The sequence below is a fragment of the Pseudomonas sp. DY-1 genome (assembly GCF_003626975.1).
Classification (GTDB): domain Bacteria; phylum Pseudomonadota; class Gammaproteobacteria; order Pseudomonadales; family Pseudomonadaceae; genus Metapseudomonas.
The window spans coordinates 4,032,153-4,052,524 of record NZ_CP032616.1 but is presented as its reverse complement, the minus strand read 5'-3'; the positions used below and the strand labels follow the sequence as shown (position 1 = coordinate 4,052,524).

Genomic DNA, 20,372 nt, shown 5'->3' with positions numbered 1-20,372 from the left:
AATCCCAATGCGGACTTCCCGGTGCACACGGCGCACCCTGCGGGAATCGGAGGAGCTCCATGACCAACCTTTACCGCTGGCCCCTGCGCCTCGCCTCATTGGCCGTCTGCCTGCTGTTCTGGCAGCTGGCTGCCAATGCGCGACTGGACCTCGGGCTGTTCACCTTCACCTACGTGCCCACGCCCGCCGCCGTGCTCGACGCGGCCTGGCAGCTGGCGCACTCCAGCAAGCTGCTGCCGCACCTCGCCAGCAGCCTGTCGCGAGTCTTCGCCGGCTACCTCGCCGCGGCCCTGCTGGGTGTGCTGCTGGGGCTGGTCATCGGCCGCTCGAAATGGGCTGAGGACAGCCTGTTGCCGCCGCTGGAAGTATTGCGGCCGATTCCCGCGGTGGCCTGGATTCCCCTGGCCATCCTGATGTTCCCCTCGTCCGAACTGTCGATGGTGTTCATCACCTTCACCGGCGCGCTGTTTCCGGTCCTGCTCAACACCGTGCATGGCGTGGAAGCGGTGGACCCGCGCCTGATCGCCTCGGCGCGCAGCCTGGGGGCCGGGCGACTGGCGATCCTGCGCGAGGTGATCCTGCCCGGCGCGGCGCCGAGCATCGTCACCGGCCTTGCCATCGGCATGGGCACGTCGTGGTTCTGCCTGGTCACCGCGGAGATGATCTCCGGGCAGTTCGGCATCGGTTATTACACCTGGGAGTCCTACGTGGTGCAGAACTACGCCGACATCGTCGTCGGCATGCTGCTGATCGGCCTGCTCGGCATGGGCAGCAGCGCCCTGGTCAAACGCCTGGGCGCGCTCGCCACCCCTTGGTACCACGCGCGGAGGAACGCCTGATGAGCAGCTTCGAACGCGCAGTGGAACCCGGCCGCATCGAGGCTCGGGGCGTCTCCATCCGCCTGGGACAGGGCCGCGATGCCTTCGAGGCGGTGCAGGCCCTGGATTTCGCCATCGCGCCGGGAGAGTTCGTCTGCATCCTCGGCCCCTCCGGCTGCGGCAAGTCCACCTTGCTCGGCGCCCTGGCGGGCCACCTCAAGCCCTGCGCCGGAAGCCTGGAGGTGGATGGCCAGCCGGTTGAGGGACCTTCTCCCGAGCGCGGCATGGTGTTCCAGCATCACACGCTTCTGCCCTGGCGCAACGTGCTCGACAACGTCGCCTTCGGCCTGAAGATGCAGGGCATCGGCAAGCTCGAAAGGCAGCGTCGTGCCGCAGAGTTCCTCGGCCTGGTGGGGCTGGGCGACTTCGCCGGACGCTGGCCCAGCCAGCTCTCCGGCGGCATGCAGCAGCGCGCCGAGATCGCTCGCGTGCTGATCAACCGCCCACGGCTTTTGTTGATGGACGAGCCCTTCGGCGCCCTGGACGCGCAGACCCGCTCGCGCATGCAGGAGCTGCTGCTGGATATCTGGACGCGCATCCGCACCACCGTGGTGTTCGTTACCCACGACATCGACGAAGCACTGTTCCTCGCCGATCGCATCCTGGTAATGAGCCCGCGCCCCGGGCGCTTCATCGAAGACCTGCGCCTGGACTTCCCCCGGCCTCGCCGTGTCAGCCTGCTTACCAGCCCTGGCTTCACCCACCTGAAGCGTCATTGCCTGGAACTGCTGCGTCATGAAGAAGGCCGCGAGCTGCCACGCCTGACGCCGCTGGGACTGCCCACCGACCACCCGCCATTGCGAGTCGCCCTATGACCAATCGTGAGACCGACAACCCTGAGATCCTCGAGCTGCTGCCACGCCTGGTGGATGACGATGCTGGTGTGCGCCGCATTGCCTTGATCGAACTCGCCGACCTGGAAGACCCGGAGGGCCTGCCCTGGCTCACCGATGCGCTGGTGGTGGACCCGGCCGCCGAGGTGCGCGCCGAGGCCGCGCGCCTGCTGGAGGCCTGGGAAGAACCCGAAGTGGTGCAGGCGCTTTGTGCCGCACTGGCGGACGCCGCCGACCCCGTGCGCCTGGCCGCCGCCCAGAGCCTGAGCGAGCTGAAGAGCCTGGAGGCTGGGCAGTTGATTCTGCCCTGGGTGACCCATGCCGATGCCTTCGTGCGCAGTAGCGCATTGCGTGCCTTGCGCGAACTGCGCCTGGAGGACGCAGCCGGCCCGGCGCTGCTGGCACTGGCCGATGCCGACGCCGCAGTGCGCCGCGAGGCGGTGGGCATCCTTGGCTGGCTCAAGCACGAAGCTGCGCTGCCACAACTGGCGCGCCTGGCCAGTGACGATGCCGACTTCGAAGTGCGCCGCGCCGCCACCGGAGCCCTTGGTCTTGCCCGTGATGCCGGCGTGTTGCCGGCCCTGTACGCAGCGCTGCGTGATAGCACTTGGCAGGTCCGTGAGGAAGCCGCCACCACCCTCGGCAAGGTCGGCCTGGCTGAAGCCGGTTCGGCGCTGGTGCTGGCCCTGGAGGACGATTACTGGCAGGTCCGCCTGCGCGCTGCCCGTGCCCTGGGGCGCCTGCGTTATCGGCAAGCCCTGGGCGAACTGGCCGGACTGCTCGGCCATGGCATTGCCAACCTGCGCAAGGAGGCGGCACTGGCCCTGGGGGAACTGGGTGACGCCGCCGGGCTGCCTGCACTGCGCGCCGCGGAAGCTGACAGCGATCCGGAAGTGCGCAAGGCCGTGCGTATCGCCCTGGCGCAACTGCAGGGAGCCGCCTGATGGGTGCCCCCAGAGCCCTGCGCAACTCCCGTAGCCAGGCGCGCCTGAGCCTGGAGTGGGATGACGGCGAGCAGCAGCAGATCAGCCATACACGCCTGCGCGGCGCCTGCCCTTGCTCGCAGTGCAAGGCGGCGCGGCTGCGTGGGGTGATCGGGCTGGTGGATCAAGACGTGCGCCTGGAACGCATCGCGCTGCAGGGCTATGGCGTGCAGCTGGTGTTCAGCGATGGGCACGAGCGCGGGATCTATCCCTGGGAGTACCTGCGTGATTTAGGCGGAGCGGGCACTGACCTGTAGGAGCGAGCTTGCTCGCGAAAGGTTGTGCACGGACCGTTCGCGAGCAAGCTCGCTCCTATATGTTGGATTGTGCGAATTCATTCGCGAATGAGCTCGCTCCCTCGTTGCGTACCCAGCACATGCCGGCAGAACGCGGCGCAGACCAGGGCGAAGACGACGAGGCCGAGCCATTCGGCCGTACGACTGAAACCGGGTCCGACGAGGGCCAGCGGTGCACCCTTGCCGGTGGTGCCGATCAGACTGGCGAGCAGGATGCCCATCAGACTCTCGCCGACGATCAGCCCCGAGGCCAGCAACACACCACGGCGACGCGGCACTTCGGCATAGCGGTCCAGCTCCTGCCCCGTGGCCTGAGTGCGCCTGGCCAGGCGGCTGTCGATCAGCCAGCCCAGCGCGGCACCGATCACCAGGGTCATGCCGATGGTCGGTGGCAGGTAGATGCCCAGACCCACCGCCAGTACCGGCAGGCTCGCCTTGCTGGTACGGCGCAGGGCCAGGTCGACGAGGATCAGCGCGATACCCAGCACGACGCCGATCAGGATCATGTTCCAGTTCAGCGCGTTCTTGAAAATGCCGCTGGCGATGGCGGTGAGCAGGGTCGCCTGCGGCGCCGCCAGGGCCTGCTGCGGGTCCATGCCTTCGCGAGGCAGGGCGCCGGAGAAGCCATAGGCGCTGTACAGCAGGTCGAGTACCGGCGGGATCACCATCGCGCCGACCAGGCAGCCGACGATCAGCGCCACTTGCTGACGCCAGGGTGTGGCGCCGACCAGGTAACCGGTCTTGAGGTCCTGCAGGTTGTCGTTGGAGATGGCTGCGATGGCCAGTACCACCGACGTGGTGAACAGGGCCAGGGCGATGGCAACCTTGCCGCCGGCCAGTTGCAGCAGGCCGGACTCCAGGCTGCCCATGCCGAGGATCAGCAGCGATACCAGGATCACCGCGATGATGCCGATGCCGGAGATCGGACTGCTGGACGAACCCACGAGTCCGGCCATGTAGCCGCAGGCGGCGGCGATCAGGAAACCGAAGAAGAAGGCGAAGAACACGCAGCCGGCCACGAAGCTCCAGAACCCCAGTCCGGACAGGTCTGGCGCTGCCTCGTGGAGGAAGGTCGCGAAGACACCGAGCAGGGCCAGCAGGAGCAGGCCGGACAGCAGCAGGAGGGCGTTGGGCGGCATGTCGCGCTCTGTGCGCGCGGTGCTCGTCCCACCCTTGCCGCGAACGGCGCGCAGAGATGTCCACACGCCTTGCGCCATGGGTTTGAACAGGGTGGCCAGGGTCCAGAGTGCAGCAATGCCGATGGTGCCTGCGCCGAGGAAACGTACCTGTGAACTCCAGAGCTGGGTGGCCAGTTCACTCAGCCCCAGGTCTTCGGCCGGTGTGGCATTGAACGTCAGCAGTGGCACCGCCACGCCCCAGCAGATCAGCACGCCGATGAGGATGGCGATGCCCGCAGTGATGCCCATCAGGTAGCCCGCACCGACCAGGGCGAAGGAGAAACCGGTGGAGAAACGGAAAGCCGCCTGCCCGGCGCCGACCCACAGGCTGATGCTCTCGCCGAGCACCTTGAAGCCGCTGCTGCACAGGCTGAAGGCCGCTGCTACCAGGCCGCCGCCGAGGATGTCGCGCAGGCCCGGCTCGCCCCGGCGTTGTGCCGCGTCCTCGTCGTCGCCGTCGTCACTGCTGCCGACCCGGAGAATCTCCGCCGCCGCCACACCTTCGGGGTAGGGCAGTTCGCTCTGCACCACCATCACGCGGCGCAGGGGGATGGTGTAGAGCACGCCGAGGATGCCGCCGATGGCGCAGATCATCGCGGTCTGCCAGAAGGGGAAACCCGCCCAGTAACCGATCATCAACAGGCCGGGAAGGATGAAGATGATCGAGGACAGGGTGCCGGCCGCCGACGCCTGGGTCTGCACCATGTTGTTCTCGAGGATGTTCGAGCCCTTGAAATAGCGCAGCACCGCCATGGAGATCACGGCGGCAGGTATCGACGACGCGAAAGTCAGGCCGACCTTGAGGCCGAGATAGACATTGGATGCGGTGAACACCAGCGTGATCAGCGCACCCAGGATCAATCCGCGCAGGGTGAGTTCGGGCAAGTCGAGGTGGTCGGGGACGCGGTCCGTCATGCTGCTCTCCTGAGAACACGCTGGCGGCGTGGCGCCGGCACGGAAAGCCTAGACCACAGGGCGCCGCCCGATCAGAACGGCCTATCACCCAGGATGGTCGCGCGGTGCATCACGCGGCGCTGGGGGCGGTAGTCGTCCACCGCGAAATGCTGAGTGATGCGGTTGTCCCAGAAGGCCACGTCGTTGGCCTGCCAACGCCAGCGAATGGTGAACTCCGGGCGGGTGGCGTGGGCGAAGAGAAGGCGCAGCAGTGCATCGCTTTCTGCCGCTGACAGTTCGTTGATGCGGGTGGTGAAGCCTTCGTTGACGAACAGTCCCTTGCGTCCGGTGACCGGGTGGGTGCGCACCACCGGATGACTGCGCGGTGGGTGCCTGCGCTTGGCGTCTTCCAGGCGCTCGTGTTCTTCAGCGGTGAGGCTGAAACGCTCCTCGGGGAAGGAACGAGACAGATCGTGGATGGCGGTGAGGCCTTCGAGCAATTGCTGGATGGGTTTCGACAGCGCGTCATAGGCCGCGCTGCTGCTCGCCCAGAGCGTGTCACCGCCGTAGGGCGGGAGCTGTTTGGCGGCAAGCACCGCACCGAGTGCCGGTGTTTCCAGGAAGGTCACGTCGGTGTGCCAGAGGGCGTTGTCGCGCACGTCGGTCACGGCGGTATCCAGTACCAGCACTTCCGGCTGATCGGGGATGTTCGGGTAGATCGGGTGGATGTGCAGGTCGCCGAAGTTGCGGGCGAAGGCGGCCTGCTGCTGCGGGTTCAGCGGCTGGTCGCGGAAGAACAGTACCTGGTGGTTGAGCAGGGCTTGCTCCACCGCAGCGCGCAGCGAGGCGTCGAGCAGCTTGCTGAGGTCGAGCCCTTCGACCACGGCGCCGAGGGCGGGGGAGAGCGGGGTGATGTGCAGGGTCATGGCTGTGTCTCGGAGTCCGGAGTTGTTGGGCTTCGCTGCGCTCTGGCCAACCTACCGGTGCGTAGGTTGGGGCGGGCGGAGTTCCGCGAGCTGCGCGAAGCCCAACGAAAGTTGTTCAGTGGCTCTGCCCATGCCAGGGCACGAGCTTGCGTTGCAGGGCGCGCAGGCCGAGTTCGAGGGCGAAGGCGATCAGGGCGATGACGAGGATGCCGAGGATCACCACGTCGGTAACGAGGAACTGCGCTGCCGACTGCACCATGAAACCCAGTCCACGGGTGGCGGCCACCAGTTCGGCGGCCACCAGGGTGGACCAGCCGACACCGAGACCGATGCGCACGCCGGTGAGGATGTCCGGCAGGGCGCTGGGCAGGATCACATGACGGATCAGTTGCGCCTGGCTTGCTCCCAGCGACTGCGCCGCCCGCAACCGCGCCGGGTCGACGTTGCGCACACCGGTGGCAGTGGCGATGGCGATGGGAGCGAAGATCGCAAGGAAGATCAGCAGCACCTTCGACAGCTCGCCGATGCCGCACCAGATGACGATCAGGGGCAGATAGGCCAGCGGTGGAATGGGTCGGTAGAACTCGATCAGGGGGTCGAAGATGCCGCGAGCGATACGGTTGCGGCCGATGGCGATGCCGAGCGGAACGGCAGTCAGTGCCGCTGCCAGCAGAGCCAGGCCGATGCGCCCGAGGCTTGCGCCCAGGTGCTGCCAGAGGCTGGCGTCCATGTAGCCCTGGGTCAGCAGCACCCAGCCCTTGCGGGCGATGGCCTGCGGACTGGGCAGGAACAGGGGTTCGATCAAGCCGGCGGTGGTCACGGCCCACCAGGCCAGCAGCAGGCTGCCGAGGGTCAGCAGGCTGATCGACAGGGTGCTCAGCGGGCGGCGCTGGCGTGGATTCACGGTCGGGACGAGCTTGCTGGCCACGGGGAGTTCGAGGCTGCTCATGCGCTTCTCCTCTGGCGTTCGGCGAAGACCTGGGCGAGCACGTGCTCGCGCGTCTCGATGAACTGCGGATCGGACTTGATCGCCCGTGCGCTTTCTCCGGCGGCGTAACGCTGGCCGAAGTCCAGGCGCAGGCGTTCGCTGATGCGTCCCGGATTAGGCGACAGCAGGATGAGTTCGGTGGCGAGGAAGACCGCTTCCTCGATGTCGTGGGTGATCAGGAATACCGGCTTCGCGGCGCGTCGCCAGACCTGCAGCAACAACTCCTGCATCTGCTCGCGGGTGAAGGCATCGAGGGCGCCGAATGGCTCGTCCATCAGCAGCACGCGCGGATCGGCCGCCAGGGCACGAGCGATACCGACGCGTTGTTTCTGTCCGCCGGAAAGCTCCCAGATGCGGCGCTTGTCGAAGCCGGCCAGGTCCACCAGGGCGAGCATTTCACGGGCACGCGCCTCACGCTCGGTACGGGGCACGCCGGCCAGTTCGAGACCGAAGGCGACATTGCCGAGCACGTCTTGCCAGGGCAGTAGGGCATCGTCCTGGAACACCACGCCACGCTCGGCGCTGGGGCCGCTGACGGGCGCCCCGTCGAGGCTGATGCGTCCGGCGCTGGGGCTGACGAAACCGGCCATGAGATTGAGCAGGGTGGTCTTGCCGCTGCCGGATGGGCCGAGGGCTACCAGCAGTTCGCCGGGGCCGAGGTCGAAGGATATGTCCGTCAGTACCGGCTCGGCCGCGCCTGGGTACTGTGCGCTGATGCGCTCCAGCTGGAGTAAGGCCATTTTTCTAACGCTCTTCTGCAAGGGTTTCTGATCGAACAAGCGCTGACGGGGCGTCGTTTTCAAGAGCGCCCCGCCGATGCGCCGCGGATCAATTGGTGACGTACTTGGCGCTGACGTAGGGCGCGTAGTCAGGCAGTACGGCGTCGACCTTGCCTTGCTCCTTGAGGAAGCGCGCGGTCTCGCTGATGGCCTGGGTGGTGGGGGCACCCAGGGCGGTCGCCTGGTCGGCGGCCAGCGGGAAGACGTTGCCTTGCAGCAGCAGCGGAATGTCTTCGGCCTTGGCGCCGGAGAGCTTCACCAGCTTGTCGATATTACCCTTGTCGGCCAGCCAGGCTTGCGGGTCCTTGCGGTAGTCGGCGTAGGCGTCGAGCGTCACCTTGGCGAAGGCGCGGACGACTTCAGGGTGCTTCTCGGCGAAGTCCTTGCGCACGATCCAGGCGTCGAAGGTGGGGGCGCCCAGCTTGCTCAGTTCGGCAGAGCTGATGAGGACCTTGCCGCTGGATTTGGCGACGCCCAGCGCCGGGTCCCAGACATAGGTGGCATCGATGTCGCCGCGCTGCCAGGCAGCGACGATGGCCGGCGGCGCGAGGTTGAGGATGGTCACTTTGGTGGGATCGATCTGCCAGTGCTTGAGGGCCGCCAGCAGGCTGTAGTGGCCGGTGGAAACGAAGGGCACGGCGATCTTCTTGCCGATCAGGTCTTCGGGCTTGGTGATGCCGGCACCGTTACGTGCCACCAGGGCTTCGGCATCGCCGATCTGGGTGGCGATGAGGAAGGTCTGGATTGGTAGCTGGCGAGTGGCGGCGGCTGCCAGGGGGCTGGAGCCGACATAGCCGATCTGCACGTCACCGGAGGCGACGGCGGTGATGACTTCAGCGCCGCTGTCGAACTTGCGCCAGTCGATCTCGGATTTGCTGGCTTTCTCATAGGCACCATCGGCCTGGGCCACCTTGGCCGGGTCGACAGTGGTCTGGTAGGCGACGGTGAAGTCCGCAGCCTGGGCGCTCAGTGCCAGGCCGCCAAGGGTCAGGGCCGCCAGCAGGCGACGGGGGAACAGGATCGGAATCATGGTGCGCTCCTCAACGGGCTTGGGGGCCGGTCTCGGAGGCCGGTCCACGGGACAGGGTGGTGCGTTCTGGGATGTCCGGTGGTCCGGTGGAGAGAATCTAAATGATCTAAAAAAGCTGAAATAAATAATTTTTTAGCATTAGCTTAGGTCAGCTGGATCGGAGGCGGGGGTGGTCTCCGTAAAATTGCTTATTGCTGAAAGTTATTTGTATCTGAAAAATAATTCTTTTTAGAAATTAGCCTTCGCCTTCTAGAGTGGCGGCCTGCCGAAAGCGGACCGCCGCATCGCACTTGCACCGGAGCCTGTGAAAAAGACAGTGGCTTCGAAGGTCACGCAGCGGCGCTTCGCGTCTGCTCCTGCTCCGGGCATCTCACACCCTTACAAGATCGCAATGGAGCATCGAGCATGAACAAGTCGTCCCTCGCCCTGGCTGTCGCCCTCGGCGTGCTGGCCCAGCAAGCCGCCGCTGGCGGTTTCATCGAAGACAGCAAGGCCAGCCTGACCCTGCGCAACTTCTACATCAACTCGGACAACCGCCAGTTCGCCGACGCGCCGTCCAAGCAGGAAGAGTGGGGCCAGGGCTTCCTCTTCAACTACGCCTCCGGCTACACCGAAGGCACCGTCGGGGTTGGCGTCGATGCCCTCGGCCTGTTGGGCGTGAAGCTGGATTCCGGCAAGGGCCGCCACTACAACCCGACCAGCGCCAGCTACGGCGGCACCGTGTTCCCGACCGACAACGACGGCCGCGCCAAGGACGATTTCGGCAGCCTCGGCGTGACCGGCAAGGTGCGCATTTCCAAGACCGAAGCGCGTATCGGCACCCTGCTGCCGAAGCTGCCGGTGGTGACCTACAACGACGGCCGCCTGCTGCCGCAGACCTTCGAGGGTGGCCAGGTGACCTCCAGCGAGATCGCCGGCCTGACCCTGGTCGGTGGCCAGCTGGAACACGCCAAGGGGCGTAACTCCAGCGACGCCCGTGGCCTGTCGATCGCCGGCGCGAACAACGCCCGCAGCGGCCAGTTCGTCAACAAGTTCTACTTCGCCGGGGGCGACTACAAGGTCAGCGACAACCTGCTCGCGCAGTACTACTACGGCAACCTGGAAGACTTCTACAACCAGCACTTCCTCGGCCTGACCCACAACTGGGCGCTGCCGGTGGGCGCGCTGAAGTCCGACCTGCGCTACTTCTACAGCGATTCCGACGGCAAGAACGCCAGCGTGGCCGGCCGCCGCGAAGGCTTCCGCAGCTCGGGCAACTGGGCGGCCAACGACCCGGACCGCTATGAAGTGGACAACCGCACCTGGAGCGCGCTGTTCACCTACACCCTCGGCGGCCACGCGGCCAGCCTGGGCTACCAGCAGGCCTCCGGCGACAGTGCCTTCCCCTTCCTCAACCAGGGGGATGGCGCCACCGCCTACCTGATCACCGACCGCCAGATCGGCAAGTTCCTCAGCGCCGGCGAGCGCACCTGGGTGGCCGAATACGGCTACGACTTCGCCAAGCTCGGCGTGCCGGGGCTGAAGGCGGTGGGCACCTACCTGAAGGGCAGCAACATCGAGACCCAGGGCAGCGACCAGGGCGAGTGGGAGCGCGACTTCCGCCTCGACTACGTGCTGCAGGACGGTCCGCTGAAGGGGCTCGGCGTGTCCTGGCGCAACGCCGCACTGCGCAGCGACGCAGCCCGCGACCAGGACGAGAACCGGCTGATCCTGAGCTACACCCTGACCTTGCTGTAAAGCGCCCTGGGGCCTGTGGGAGCGATTTCAATCGCGAATGAATTCGCTCCTACAGGGATGGTTCACATGTCAGGCCTCAGCACGGACGACTCCCTCTCCCGTTTGCGGGAGAGGGTTGGGGGGAGGCAAAAAAGGCCCGCCCGGAGCTTCGTTGTGTTGGGCCTTGCAGGCTCGGGCCAACCTACGGGGCTTCTGCGCGGTCCTTGGAAAATGAATTCGCCCCTACAGGGAGGTGTCTGGCCCGAACGTTGGCACGGACAGCCCCCTCTCCCTTCAGGGAGAGGGTTGGGGTGGGGGCAACGGCCCAGAAGTGAATACCGGAAACCGCCGGGAACCTCATTCCAGAGGTCTTCCCGGCTTTTTTACGCCCTCGATTTAATATTCTTTAATTGCATAAACAAATTGTTATTTATTCTTTTTAACTTTCAGCGCGACTACGCATAGTGAGCCCCACGGAACGACATCCAGACACAGGAGCAGCACCATGAGTATCCGCCTTGGCGACATCGCCCCCGACTTCGAACAGGATTCCAGCGAAGGCCGCATCCGCTTCCACGAATGGCTGGGCAGCAGCTGGGGCGTGCTGTTCTCGCATCCGGCCGACTTCACTCCGGTGTGCACTACCGAGCTCGGTTTCACCGCCAAGCTGAAAGATGAATTCGCCGCTCGCGGGGTCAAGGCGATCGCCCTTTCCGTCGATCCGGTGGACTCCCATCACCGCTGGATCGATGACATCAACGACACCCAGGGCACCCTGGTGAATTTCCCGATCATCGCTGACGCCGACCGCCAGGTGTCCGACCTGTACGACCTGATCCACCCGAACGCCAACGACACCCTCACCGTGCGTTCGCTGTTCATCATCGATCCGAACAAGAAGGTGCGCCTGATCATCACCTACCCGGCCAGCACTGGGCGCAACTTCAACGAGATTCTGCGGGTGATCGACTCCCTGCAGCTGACCGACAACCACAAGGTTGCCACCCCGGCCAACTGGCAGGACGGTGACGACGTGGTGATCGTCCCCTCGCTCAAGGATGAAGACGAGATTCGCCAGCGCTTCCCGCGCGGCTACAAGGCTGTCCGGCCGTACCTGCGCCTGACTCCGCAACCCAACCGCTGATTCATCCGGCGCCTCGCGCGCCCTGAACGACCCCCGCCTTACTCACCCGCCAACGGGAAGCAGGCAACGACACCACAAGCAAAGTCATGAGGAGAGCGCCATGCGCACCATCACTTTGCGTCGGAGCCTGGCTGCCCTGTTCGCGGCTGCCCTGGCTTTCGGCGCCATCACTCAAGCACAGGCTGAAACCTTGCGGATCGGCTACCAGAAGTACGGCACCCTCGTGTTGCTCAAGGCCAAGGGCTCGCTGGAGAAGCGTCTGGCCGATCAGGGCATCGAGGTGAAATGGACCGAGTTCCCCGGCGGCCCGCAGCTGCTGGAAGGCCTTAACGTCGGCTCCATCGACTTCGGCGTAACCGGCGAGACGCCGCCGGTGTTCGCCCAGGCCGCAGGCGCTGATCTGCTCTACGTGGCCTTTGAACCGCCGGCACCGCAAAGCGAGGCGATCCTGGTGCCCAAGGGTTCGCCCATCCAGTCGGTGAAGGAGTTGGCCGGCAAGAAGGTCGCCCTGAACAAGGGCTCCAACGTGCATTACCTGCTGGTGCGTGCGTTGGAAGATGCCGGTCTGAAGTACAGCGATATCCAGCCCGTCTACCTGCCCCCGGCCGATGCCCGTGCTGCCTTCGAGCGCGGCAGCGTGGATGCCTGGGTGATCTGGGACCCCTTCCAGGCGGCCGCCGAGAAGCAACTGGAGGCCCGCACCCTGCGCAATGGCGAAGGGCTTGTGGATAACCATCAGTTCTACCTAGCCACTCGGACTTTTGCGCAGAAGCATCCTCAGGTGATCAGCACCCTGATCGAGGAAGTGCGCGCCGTGGGTGAGGACTCCAAGGCCGATCCGGACAAGGTCACCGAACAGGTGGCGCCGTTGCTGGGCCTGCCCAAGGACATCACCTCCATCGCGGTGAAGCGTCAGGGCTACGGTGCCCAGCCGCTGAGCCCGGAGGTTGTCGCTGCGCAGCAGAAAATCGCCGACACCTTCACAGGGCTGAAGCTGATCCCGAAAAAACTCAGCATCGCCGATGTGATCTGGACGCAGCCGGCTTCGGTACCACCCGCAAAAGTCGCGCAGCAGTGACTTGAACCCCTCTCCAGACGGAGAGGGGGGAATTTAAGGAGACCACTCCATGAGCTTGAACATCTTCTGGTTCCTGCCGACCCACGGCGACGGCCACTACCTCGGCACATCCGAGGGCGCCCGCGCGGTTGACCACGGCTACCTGCAACAGATCGCCCAGGCAGCCGACCGCCTCGGCTTTGGCGGCGTGCTGATCCCCACCGGGCGTTCCTGCGAGGATTCCTGGCTGGTGGCGGCTTCGCTGATCCCGGTAACCCAACGCCTGAAATTCCTCGTGGCCCTGCGCCCCGGGATCATTTCGCCGACCGTGGCCGCGCGCCAGGCGGCGACCCTGGATCGCCTGTCCGGTGGCCGCGCGCTGTTCAACCTGGTGACTGGGGGCGACCCGGACGAACTGGCCGCCGACGGCCTGCACCTGAACCATGAAGAACGTTACGAAGCCGCAGTGGAGTTCACCCGTATCTGGCGCCGTGTGCTGGAGGGCGAAACCGTCGACTACGACGGCAAGCACATCCAGGTGAAGGGCGCCAAATTGTTCTACCCGCCGCTACAACAGCCGCGTCCGCCGCTGTACTTCGGTGGCTCCTCCGACGCCGCCCAGGACCTGGCGGCCGAGCAGGTGGAGCTGTACCTGACCTGGGGCGAGCCGCCGGCAGCGGTGAAGGAGAAGATCGAACAGGTACGCGCCAAGGCCGCCCAACAGGGCCGCACTGTGCGCTTTGGCATCCGCCTGCACGTGATCGTGCGCGAAACCGTTGAGGCCGCCTGGGCCGCTGCCGACCGCCTGATCGAAAACCTCGATGACGCCACCATCGCGAAGGCCCAGGCGGCCTTCGCCCGCTTCGACTCCGTGGGCCAGCAGCGCATGGCTGCCCTGCATAACGGTCGGCGCGACAAGCTGGAAGTCAGCCCCAATCTCTGGGCCGGTGTCGGCCTGGTACGGGGTGGTGCCGGCACTGCCCTGGTGGGTGACGGTCCGACCGTGGCCGCGCGGGTGAAGGAGTACGCCGACCTCGGTATCGATACTTTCATCTTCTCCGGCTATCCGCACCTGGAAGAGTCTTATCGCGTCGCCGAACTTCTGTTCCCCCACCTCGAGGTGGCCCGCCCCCGTACCAACGACGGCCTGGGCTTTGTCAGTCCCTTCGGTGAGATGGTGGCCAACGAAGCCCTGCCCGAGGCCAAGCTGCACAAGCTGGCGTCGCAGAGCTGAGGGCGCGGGGATGAAACTCGAATCCATACTTCTGCGCCTGGCGCCCTGGGCCTTGCCCGTGGCGCTGCTGGCGATCTGGCAGATCGCGGTGGAAACCGGCCTGCTGTCCACCCGCATCCTGCCAGCGCCAAGCGCGGTGCTGGCGGCGGGCTGGGACCTGCTTTCCAGCGGCGAGATCTGGACCCATCTGGCCATCAGCGGCTGGCGCGCGGGTATCGGTTTCTCCATTGGCGGCGGCCTCGGCCTGTTGCTGGGCTTCATCACTGGCCTGTCGAAGTGGGGCGAGCGCCTGCTGGATAGCTCCGTGCAGATGATCCGCAACGTGCCGCACCTGGCGCTGATTCCACTGGTGATCCTGTGGTTCGGCATCGATGAGTCGGCGAAGATTTTCCTGGTTGCCCTCGGCACCCTGTTCCCCATCTACCTCAACACTTACCACGGTATCCGCAACGTCGACCCGGCGCTGGTGGAAATGGCGCGCAGCTACGGGTTGTCCGGTTTCGCGCTGTTCCGCCAGGTCATCCTGCCCGGCGCGCTGCCTTCGATCCTGGTGGGCGTGCGTTTCGCCCTCGGATTCATGTGGCTGACGCTGATCGTCGCCGAGACGATTTCCGCCAGCTCCGGCATCGGCTACCTGGCGATGAACGCCCGCGAGTTCCTGCAAACCGATGTGGTGGTTCTGGCGATCCTGCTCTACGCGGTGCTCGGCAAGCTGGCCGACGTTGCCGCTCGTGGCCTCGAGCGCATCTGGTTGCGTTGGCACCCGGCCTACCAGGCCAAGGGAGGTGCCGCATGACTGTTGCCCAGGTTCCGCAACGTCTCAAGCGCGGCATACCGCTGGCGCTGCGCGGAATTGGCAAGGCCTTTGGCGAGCGTGAAGTGCTCAAGGGCATCGACCTGCTGATTCCTGCCGGCCAGTTCGTCGCCGTGGTCGGTCGCAGTGGCTGCGGCAAGAGCACCTTGCTGCGCCTGTTGGCAGGTCTGGACAAACCATCTCGTGGTGAGCTGCTGGCCGGCTCGGCGCCGCTGGAAGACGCCCGCGAGGACACCCGCCTGATGTTCCAGGATGCACGTCTGTTGCCCTGGAAACGGGTGATCGACAACGTCGGTCTGGGCCTCTCCGGCAACTGGCGCCCGCGCGCCCTGGAAGCGCTTGAAGCGGTAGGCCTGGCCGACCGTGCGCATGAGTGGCCGGCGGCGCTCTCCGGTGGCCAGAAGCAGCGCGTGGCCCTGGCCCGCGCCCTGATCCACCAGCCACGCCTGTTACTGCTGGACGAACCGTTGGGAGCGCTGGATGCGCTGACCCGCATCGAGATGCAGCAACTGATTGAGCGCCTCTGGCAGCAGCACGGATTCACTGTCCTGCTGGTGACCCATGACGTGAACGAGGCGGTGGCCGTAGCCGACCGGGTGATCCTGATCGAGGACGGTGCCATCGGCCTGGATCTGCCGATTGAGCTGCACCGTCCGCGAGCCCGTGGCTCGGCCCGCCTGGCCGCGCTGGAAGCCGAAGTGCTGGACCGGGTGCTGGCGCTGCCGCCGGCGCCACCGGAACCCGAACCCGTTTCCCCCCTGCCCACGCAGTTGCGTTGGGCGCTTTGACCCAAACCCCAATACCCCGAGCAAAGGAATAACCGCCATGACCATCAAAGCCATCAACGTCCGTAACCAGTTCAAGGGCACCATCAAGGAAATCATCGAGGGCCCGGTGCTTTCCGAGATCGACGTGCAGACCGCCGCCGGTATCGTCACTTCGGTGATCACCACTCGCTCCGTGCGCGAGCTGGAGCTGGGCATTGGCTCCGAGGTGATCGCCTTCGTGAAGTCCACCGAGGTTTCCATCGCGAAGCTGTAAGGCGGGTAATGGAGGCTCTGTTGTAGGGGCGAACTCATTCGCCAAGCAGGCCGAAGGCCTGCCCTGCAAGGCATCAGGGGGCCGCTGCGTTGCCCTTGGCGAATGAATTCGCCCCTACAGGATGTCGCCCCGACAGGCCTGAAAAAACGAACCCCCGCAAGTGCGGGGGTTCGCTTTATCCGGTTTTCACTCAGCGCTTCTGCGGCGCCGGCTGCTGCTGGGTAATGCAGTGGATGTTGCCGCCGCCGAGGAGAATCTCGCGGCCGGGCACCATCACCACTTCGTGCTGCGGGAAGATGCGCTTGAGGATGGCTTCGGCCGTGGCGTCCTTTGCGTCGTCGAACTTCGGCGCAATGATGCCGCCGTTGGCGATCAGGAAGTTCACGTAGGAGCCAGCCAGGCGGATCGACGGATCGCGTTCCTGGGTGCCTTCCACCAGGTCCACGCCGGCGCATTCTTCCTCGGTGGCGTAGATCGGGCCGGGGATCGGCATCTTGTGCACCACCAGCTGGCGACCCTTGGCGTCACGGGCGTGCTCCAGCACCTTCATGGCGGCCTGGCAGCGCGGGAAGTTCGGGTCGTGCGGGTCATCGGTCCAGGCCAGCAGGACTTCGCCTGGGCGCACGTAGCAGCAGAAGTTGTCCACGTGGCCGTCGGTTTCGTCGTTGTAGAGGCCATCCGGTAGCCAGATCACGGTTTGCACCGCGAGTTGTTCGCGCAGCACCGCCTCGATTTCCTCGCGGGAGAGGTGCGGGTTGCGGTTCTTGTTCAGCAGGCATTCCTCGGTGGTGATCAGGGTGCCTTCGCCGTCCACATGGATCGAACCGCCTTCCAGCACGAAGCCATCGGTGCGGTAGCGTTTGGAGCCTTCGATCTCAAGAACCTTGCGCGCAACCTGGTCGTCGCGGTTCCAGGGGAAGTACAGGCCGCCATCGAAGCCGCCCCAGGCGTTGAAGGTCCAGTCCACGCCGCGTACGTCGCCGTTGTCGTTGACCACGAAGGTCGGGCCGGTATCACGGACCCAGGCATCGTCGGTGCTGATTTCCACTACGCGGATGTTCGGCTCATCGAGGCGTGCGCGGGCGTTTTCGTACTGGGTGGCGGAGACGCAGACGGTCACCGGTTCGAAGCGGGCGATGGCCTTGGCCACAGCGGTGAAGGCCGCTTGCGCGGGCTTACCGCCAAGGCGCCAGTTGTCAGGACGCTCAGGCCAGACCATCCAGGTGCGGGTATGGGGTTCCCACTCGGCGGGCATGCGGAAGCCGTCGTCGCGGGGGAGGCTATCAAGTGTGTTCATCGACAATTCACCGTCAGTCTGTTCAGGGTCTGCTGCGCGTCGGAATAACTGCGTTGAAAATGGCTTCGGGCTTGCTCATACCGCTCGTAAACTTCGCGCCCTCAGCCATTCTCGCCTTGTTCTTCTCTAGCTCGCGAGATCCCGAGCAGCTTTTGAAAGAGCAGGGGCCAACCCGCTGGCGAACAGTGCATCGCCATCGGGCTGGCCCCTGGATTCGGGCATTACGACTCGAGGGAGCCGTCCAGGGTCTTGATCGGGGAGTATAGGTTCGGGCGGCGGTCGCGGAACACACCCCAGGCGCTGCGTACGTGCTCCAGTTTGTCCAGGTCGAAGCTGTGCACCAGGATGCCTTCTTCGGTCTCGTTGAGTTCCTCGACCTTGGCGCCGAACTGGTCGGCGATGAAGGAGGAGCCGTAGAAGGTGATGTCGTAGCCGTCCTGCTCTTCCTTGCCGATGCGGTTGGACGCCACCAGCGGCATCAGGTTCGCGCCGGCATGGCCCTGCTGCACGCGCTGCCAGTGGTCACGGGAGGTGATGTTGGCGTCGTGCGGCTCGCTGCCGATGGCGGTCGGGTAGAAGAGGATCTCGGCACCCAGCAGGGCCATGCTGCGCGCGGCTTCCGGGAACCACTGGTCCCAGCAGATGCCCACGCCGATCTTGGCGTAGCGGGTGTTCCAGACCTTGAAGCCGGTGTCGCCCGGGTTGAAGTAGTACTTCTCGTGGTAGCCGGGGCCGTCCGGGATGTGGCTCTTGCGGTAGACGCCGAGGTTGCTGCCATCGGCATCGATGATAGCGATGCTGTTGAAGCGCGCGCGGCCAGCCTGCTCGAAGTAGCTGATGGGCAGCACGACCTGCAGTTCCTTGGCGACATTCTGGAAGTGCGCGATGGCTTCGTTGGTCTCGGTCGACGTCGCCAGCTGTAGGTAGTCCGGGTTCGGCTTCTGGCAGAAGTAAGGCGTCTCGAAGAGCTCCTGGATCAGGATGATCTGGGCGCCCTTGGCTGCGGCCTGGCGAACCAGTTTCTCGGCGTTGGCGATATTTGCGGCGCGATTCCAGGAACAGGCCATTTGGGTGGCGGCGACGGTAACGATGCGGGACATGGGACACCTCGTCAGAACGAATCAGGACCGGTTACCGGATATCTATCGGCAATCGGTGGTTTTTCCGTGCTGGCGGAGTGTGCCGCCGTGCGGATGGCGACTTTATATCCGATAAAAATCCGCATTTGAAGCGCGATTTATCTATCAGGAAGTGAATTCTGATTTATTTGCAGATAAATATCGGGTTTTATCGACTCAGTCGGCCTTGTGCAGGCGGCGCTTTGGCAGGTAGGGCGGCAGGTAGAGACCAAGGTAGGCGTCGAACACGCGCATGCCTTCCTCGGCCAGGCGTGGGGTGATTTCGCCGTGTAGCTGCACCGAACGGGCGTAGACGCGGTCGCCCAGTTCCATGGCGAGGGCGAAGACATCGACATCGTCGGGCAGTACTGGCAGCTCGAAGTGCCGCTCGAACAGGGCATGCATGAGTCGGCCCAGTTCGATGTCGTGCTGGCGGTCGGCCTGGGTGACTTCGGTGAGGCCGTGCTGGGCGAGGATCAACTGGCGCGCAGCGGCGTCGGCGGCGTAGATAGACAACATGCGCTCTTCCACCAGTCGCGACAGGTCGTGCCAGTGGCGCAGGCCGTCATGCTCGATGGGTTCCTGCAGGCAGGCGCGGAACGCTGCGTGGATATCTGCGGTGAGGGCTTCGAGAATCGCCGGGACGCTGGAGAAGAAGTGGTAGACGGAGGAGGGCGGCATTTCCGCGCGCTCGGCGACACTGTAGATCGACAGGTTGGCCACACCCTGTTCCGCGAGCAACGTGCGGGCGGCGTCGAGAATCCCGGCGATGCGCAGTTGGCTACTGGCGCGGGGCTTGCGAGCGGTGGCGGGGCGCGGCATGGGGAGCTCCTTTCCGAAGAGCCGCTATTGGACGCCAGGCGGTGGTTCGGGAGCAAGAGAGCGAATGCATGGCCCCACCCTCCCGCGTGCGGGGCGAAGAGGCACGCCTTCCGGAAGCACTGCTTCCGGTGCCGATGAGCGCCTGAGCACGAAGCGATCAGGCTGGGGCGCAGGGCGGGGACGGGGAGAGGGCCTTTCCGGCAGGACTGCGTCCTGCCGGGCGAACAAATTCACCCCTACAGGCCTTCGCGGAAAGCGGACCAGACCTCGTCACGGGTGGCGCTGAGTTTCTCCGGCACAGGCTCGACCGGGAACAGGCGCCGCTTGGTGTCCTTGTCCGGATACAGGCCCGGCTGGTTGCGTAGGGATTCGTCCAGGTACTGACGGGCGTCGGCGTTGCCGCTGGGGTAGAGGGTCGCGCCGGTGACCTTTGCCGCTATCTGCGGGCGCAGCATGAAATCGATGAACTTGTGCGCGAGGTCGGCGCGATTGGCGTTGGAGGGGATCACCAGATTGTCGATGAAGACCACCGAGCCTTCGTCCGGGACCATGAAGGTCACCGGTTGGCCGGCCGCGGCAGCGTTCAGGGCATCGCCGACCCAGGCCATGGCGACGCAGAGGTTGCCGGCATTGAGGTCGGCTATATAACGCTCGCTGTCGACGTAGCGCAGGTGCGGGCGCAGGCTTGTGAGGGTTTCGGCGCTGCGCTTGAGACGGCTTGGCGCGCTGCGCGCCAGGTTGCGACCCTGATAGTTGAGCAGCACGGAGAGGGTTTCGTCGGGGGCGTCCAGCAGGCTGATGCCGCACTGGCCGAGGCGCGCGCTCTGCTCGGCATTGAACAGCAGGCTCCAGCTATGGGGCAGCGGGCCGCCGAAGGCTTTTTCCGCCTGGGGAGTATTCACGGCCAGGCCGACGGCGCCCCAGAGGTAGGGCACGGCGTGCTGGTTGTTCGGGTCCATCGCGGCCAGTTTGCTCAGCAACTGCTTGTCCAGGTGCTGGCGGTTGGGCAGGCGGGAGAAGTCCAGGGGCTGCAGGCGGCCTTGCCTGATCAGTCGGGGCAGGTCGTTATGGGAGGGCACGGCGATGTCGATCGGCTCGCCACTGGCCAGTGCCTTGTCCAGTTCATCGGCGCTGCTGAAGGTGCGGTAATCGACCTTGATGCCGGTCTCTTTCTGGAATGCTTCCAGTACCTCTGGGGCGATGTAGTCGTTCCAGTTGTAGACACGGATCAGGTCTTCGGCCTGGGCCAGTGCGGGGAGCAATGCGAGCAACAGTGGGGCGAGCAAACGGGGCATGACGTCCTCCCTAATAGAGCATGCGGGTGCTGTTTGTTCTGGCTTGCGG

Annotated in this window: 20 protein-coding genes; 11 read left to right on the top strand and 9 right to left on the bottom strand. The window is 65.2% G+C overall.

Annotation, left to right across the window (positions count from 1 at the left end):
• Positions 1–59: 59 nt before the first annotated feature.
• Genes D6Z43_RS19125 through D6Z43_RS19110 form a run of 4 tightly spaced genes read left to right on the top strand, consistent with a single transcriptional unit; the run spans position 60 to position 2,951 of the window.
• A complete protein-coding gene (locus D6Z43_RS19125) occupies positions 60–839 on the top strand; it encodes an ABC transporter permease (protein WP_120653657.1) in 780 nt (259 codons plus the stop codon).
• The gene (locus D6Z43_RS19120; RefSeq protein WP_120653656.1) at positions 839–1,693 is read left to right on the top strand and encodes an ABC transporter ATP-binding protein; all 855 of its coding nucleotides are present in this window, start codon (positions 839–841) and stop codon (positions 1,691–1,693) included. The genes D6Z43_RS19125 and D6Z43_RS19120 overlap by 1 nt, the downstream gene beginning before the upstream one ends.
• Positions 1,690–2,655: a HEAT repeat domain-containing protein gene (locus D6Z43_RS19115; protein ID WP_120653655.1), complete on the top strand. Its 966-nt coding sequence runs from the start codon at positions 1,690–1,692 to the stop codon at positions 2,653–2,655. The genes D6Z43_RS19120 and D6Z43_RS19115 overlap by 4 nt, the downstream gene beginning before the upstream one ends.
• Positions 2,655–2,951 carry a gamma-butyrobetaine hydroxylase-like domain-containing protein gene (locus tag D6Z43_RS19110; RefSeq protein WP_120653654.1) on the top strand — a complete coding sequence of 99 codons (297 nt, stop codon included), beginning with the start codon at positions 2,655–2,657 and terminating at the stop codon, positions 2,949–2,951. Before D6Z43_RS19115 ends, D6Z43_RS19110 begins: the two co-directional genes overlap by 1 nt.
• Positions 2,952–3,028: 77 nt before the next feature.
• Here D6Z43_RS19110 and D6Z43_RS19105 read toward each other — a convergent pair whose 3' ends face one another.
• The 5 genes from D6Z43_RS19105 to tauA form a co-directional block, all read right to left on the bottom strand.
• The gene (locus D6Z43_RS19105) at positions 3,029–5,083 is read right to left on the bottom strand and encodes an OPT family oligopeptide transporter (RefSeq protein ID WP_120653653.1); all 2,055 of its coding nucleotides are present in this window, start codon (positions 5,081–5,083) and stop codon (positions 3,029–3,031) included.
• A gap of 71 nt (positions 5,084–5,154) precedes the next feature.
• The gene (gene tauD / locus D6Z43_RS19100) at positions 5,155–5,988 is read right to left on the bottom strand and encodes a taurine dioxygenase (protein WP_120653652.1); all 834 of its coding nucleotides are present in this window, start codon (positions 5,986–5,988) and stop codon (positions 5,155–5,157) included.
• A gap of 115 nt (positions 5,989–6,103) precedes the next feature.
• Positions 6,104–6,937, bottom strand: coding sequence for a taurine ABC transporter permease TauC (tauC, locus tag D6Z43_RS19095; RefSeq protein ID WP_120653651.1), 834 nt, complete (start codon positions 6,935–6,937; stop codon positions 6,104–6,106).
• Positions 6,934–7,716 carry a taurine ABC transporter ATP-binding subunit gene (tauB, locus tag D6Z43_RS19090; RefSeq protein WP_120653650.1) on the bottom strand — a complete coding sequence of 261 codons (783 nt, stop codon included), beginning with the start codon at positions 7,714–7,716 and terminating at the stop codon, positions 6,934–6,936. The genes tauC and tauB overlap by 4 nt, the downstream gene beginning before the upstream one ends.
• Positions 7,717–7,804: 88 nt before the next feature.
• A complete protein-coding gene (gene tauA / locus D6Z43_RS19085) occupies positions 7,805–8,785 on the bottom strand; it encodes a taurine ABC transporter substrate-binding protein (protein ID WP_153919585.1) in 981 nt (326 codons plus the stop codon).
• 405 nt (positions 8,786–9,190) lie between these two features.
• Here tauA and D6Z43_RS19080 point away from each other — a divergent pair, with 405 nt between their 5' ends.
• From D6Z43_RS19080 to D6Z43_RS19050, 7 genes are all read left to right on the top strand, one after another.
• Complete coding sequence (locus D6Z43_RS19080) at positions 9,191–10,522, top strand: OprD family porin (protein ID WP_120653649.1); 1,332 nt, start codon at positions 9,191–9,193, stop codon at positions 10,520–10,522.
• 484 nt (positions 10,523–11,006) lie between these two features.
• Positions 11,007–11,645, top strand: a complete 639-nt coding sequence (locus D6Z43_RS19075; protein ID WP_120653648.1) for a peroxiredoxin — start codon at positions 11,007–11,009, stop codon at positions 11,643–11,645.
• Between the two features lie 100 nt (positions 11,646–11,745).
• Positions 11,746–12,723 (top strand): sulfonate ABC transporter substrate-binding protein, encoded by a 978-nt coding sequence (locus tag D6Z43_RS19070; protein ID WP_120653647.1) that lies wholly within the window; start codon positions 11,746–11,748, stop codon positions 12,721–12,723.
• 49 nt (positions 12,724–12,772) lie between these two features.
• Positions 12,773–13,936 carry an FMNH2-dependent alkanesulfonate monooxygenase gene (ssuD, locus tag D6Z43_RS19065; protein WP_120653646.1) on the top strand — a complete coding sequence of 388 codons (1,164 nt, stop codon included), beginning with the start codon at positions 12,773–12,775 and terminating at the stop codon, positions 13,934–13,936.
• Between the two features lie 10 nt (positions 13,937–13,946).
• Positions 13,947–14,732, top strand: a complete 786-nt coding sequence (gene ssuC, locus D6Z43_RS19060; protein WP_120653645.1) for an aliphatic sulfonate ABC transporter permease SsuC — start codon at positions 13,947–13,949, stop codon at positions 14,730–14,732.
• Entirely contained in the window at positions 14,729–15,538 is an 810-nt protein-coding gene (gene ssuB, locus D6Z43_RS19055) for an aliphatic sulfonates ABC transporter ATP-binding protein (protein WP_120653644.1), read from the top strand. The genes ssuC and ssuB overlap by 4 nt, the downstream gene beginning before the upstream one ends.
• Before the next feature lie 37 nt (positions 15,539–15,575).
• A complete protein-coding gene (locus tag D6Z43_RS19050) occupies positions 15,576–15,791 on the top strand; it encodes a molybdopterin-binding protein (RefSeq protein ID WP_003455791.1) in 216 nt (71 codons plus the stop codon).
• A gap of 190 nt (positions 15,792–15,981) precedes the next feature.
• Here the strand turns inward: D6Z43_RS19050 and aguA are convergent, their stop codons facing one another.
• From aguA to D6Z43_RS19030, 4 genes are all read right to left on the bottom strand, one after another.
• A complete protein-coding gene (aguA, locus tag D6Z43_RS19045) occupies positions 15,982–17,088 on the bottom strand; it encodes an agmatine deiminase (RefSeq protein ID WP_120653643.1) in 1,107 nt (368 codons plus the stop codon).
• A gap of 221 nt (positions 17,089–17,309) precedes the next feature.
• The gene (gene aguB, locus D6Z43_RS19040) at positions 17,310–18,188 is read right to left on the bottom strand and encodes an N-carbamoylputrescine amidase (protein WP_120653642.1); all 879 of its coding nucleotides are present in this window, start codon (positions 18,186–18,188) and stop codon (positions 17,310–17,312) included.
• Positions 18,189–18,383: 195 nt separating this feature from the next.
• Entirely contained in the window at positions 18,384–19,028 is a 645-nt protein-coding gene (locus D6Z43_RS19035) for a TetR/AcrR family transcriptional regulator (protein ID WP_120653641.1), read from the bottom strand.
• Positions 19,029–19,264: 236 nt separating this feature from the next.
• On the bottom strand, positions 19,265–20,323 hold the full coding sequence (locus tag D6Z43_RS19030) for a polyamine ABC transporter substrate-binding protein (protein ID WP_120653640.1): 1,059 nt from the start codon (positions 20,321–20,323) through the stop codon (positions 19,265–19,267).
• Positions 20,324–20,372 lie beyond the last annotated feature (49 nt).

Excerpts from the sequence above, each read along its gene's own strand:
- aguB (WP_120653642.1), bottom strand. The coding sequence starts at position 18,188 with ATGTCCCGCATCGTTACCGTCGCCGCCACCCAAATGGCCTGTTCCTGG.
- D6Z43_RS19050 (WP_003455791.1), top strand. The coding sequence starts at position 15,576 with ATGACCATCAAAGCCATCAACGTCCGTAACCAGTTCAAGGGCACCATC.
- D6Z43_RS19070 (WP_120653647.1), top strand. The coding sequence starts at position 11,746 with ATGCGCACCATCACTTTGCGTCGGAGCCTGGCTGCCCTGTTCGCGGCT.
- D6Z43_RS19035 (WP_120653641.1), bottom strand. The coding sequence starts at position 19,028 with ATGCCGCGCCCCGCCACCGCTCGCAAGCCCCGCGCCAGTAGCCAACTG.
- tauA (WP_153919585.1), bottom strand. The coding sequence starts at position 8,785 with ATGATTCCGATCCTGTTCCCCCGTCGCCTGCTGGCGGCCCTGACCCTT.
- ssuB (WP_120653644.1), top strand. The coding sequence starts at position 14,729 with ATGACTGTTGCCCAGGTTCCGCAACGTCTCAAGCGCGGCATACCGCTG.
- D6Z43_RS19120 (WP_120653656.1), top strand. The coding sequence starts at position 839 with ATGAGCAGCTTCGAACGCGCAGTGGAACCCGGCCGCATCGAGGCTCGG.
- D6Z43_RS19110 (WP_120653654.1), top strand. The coding sequence starts at position 2,655 with ATGGGTGCCCCCAGAGCCCTGCGCAACTCCCGTAGCCAGGCGCGCCTG.
- D6Z43_RS19030 (WP_120653640.1), bottom strand. The coding sequence starts at position 20,323 with ATGCCCCGTTTGCTCGCCCCACTGTTGCTCGCATTGCTCCCCGCACTG.
- D6Z43_RS19080 (WP_120653649.1), top strand. The coding sequence starts at position 9,191 with ATGAACAAGTCGTCCCTCGCCCTGGCTGTCGCCCTCGGCGTGCTGGCC.
- D6Z43_RS19125 (WP_120653657.1), top strand. The coding sequence starts at position 60 with ATGACCAACCTTTACCGCTGGCCCCTGCGCCTCGCCTCATTGGCCGTC.
- ssuD (WP_120653646.1), top strand. The coding sequence starts at position 12,773 with ATGAGCTTGAACATCTTCTGGTTCCTGCCGACCCACGGCGACGGCCAC.
- ssuC (WP_120653645.1), top strand. The coding sequence starts at position 13,947 with ATGAAACTCGAATCCATACTTCTGCGCCTGGCGCCCTGGGCCTTGCCC.
- tauC (WP_120653651.1), bottom strand. The coding sequence starts at position 6,937 with ATGAGCAGCCTCGAACTCCCCGTGGCCAGCAAGCTCGTCCCGACCGTG.
- aguA (WP_120653643.1), bottom strand. The coding sequence starts at position 17,088 with ATGAACACACTTGATAGCCTCCCCCGCGACGACGGCTTCCGCATGCCC.
- tauB (WP_120653650.1), bottom strand. The coding sequence starts at position 7,716 with ATGGCCTTACTCCAGCTGGAGCGCATCAGCGCACAGTACCCAGGCGCG.
- D6Z43_RS19115 (WP_120653655.1), top strand. The coding sequence starts at position 1,690 with ATGACCAATCGTGAGACCGACAACCCTGAGATCCTCGAGCTGCTGCCA.
- D6Z43_RS19075 (WP_120653648.1), top strand. The coding sequence starts at position 11,007 with ATGAGTATCCGCCTTGGCGACATCGCCCCCGACTTCGAACAGGATTCC.
- tauD (WP_120653652.1), bottom strand. The coding sequence starts at position 5,988 with ATGACCCTGCACATCACCCCGCTCTCCCCCGCCCTCGGCGCCGTGGTC.
- D6Z43_RS19105 (WP_120653653.1), bottom strand. The coding sequence starts at position 5,083 with ATGACGGACCGCGTCCCCGACCACCTCGACTTGCCCGAACTCACCCTG.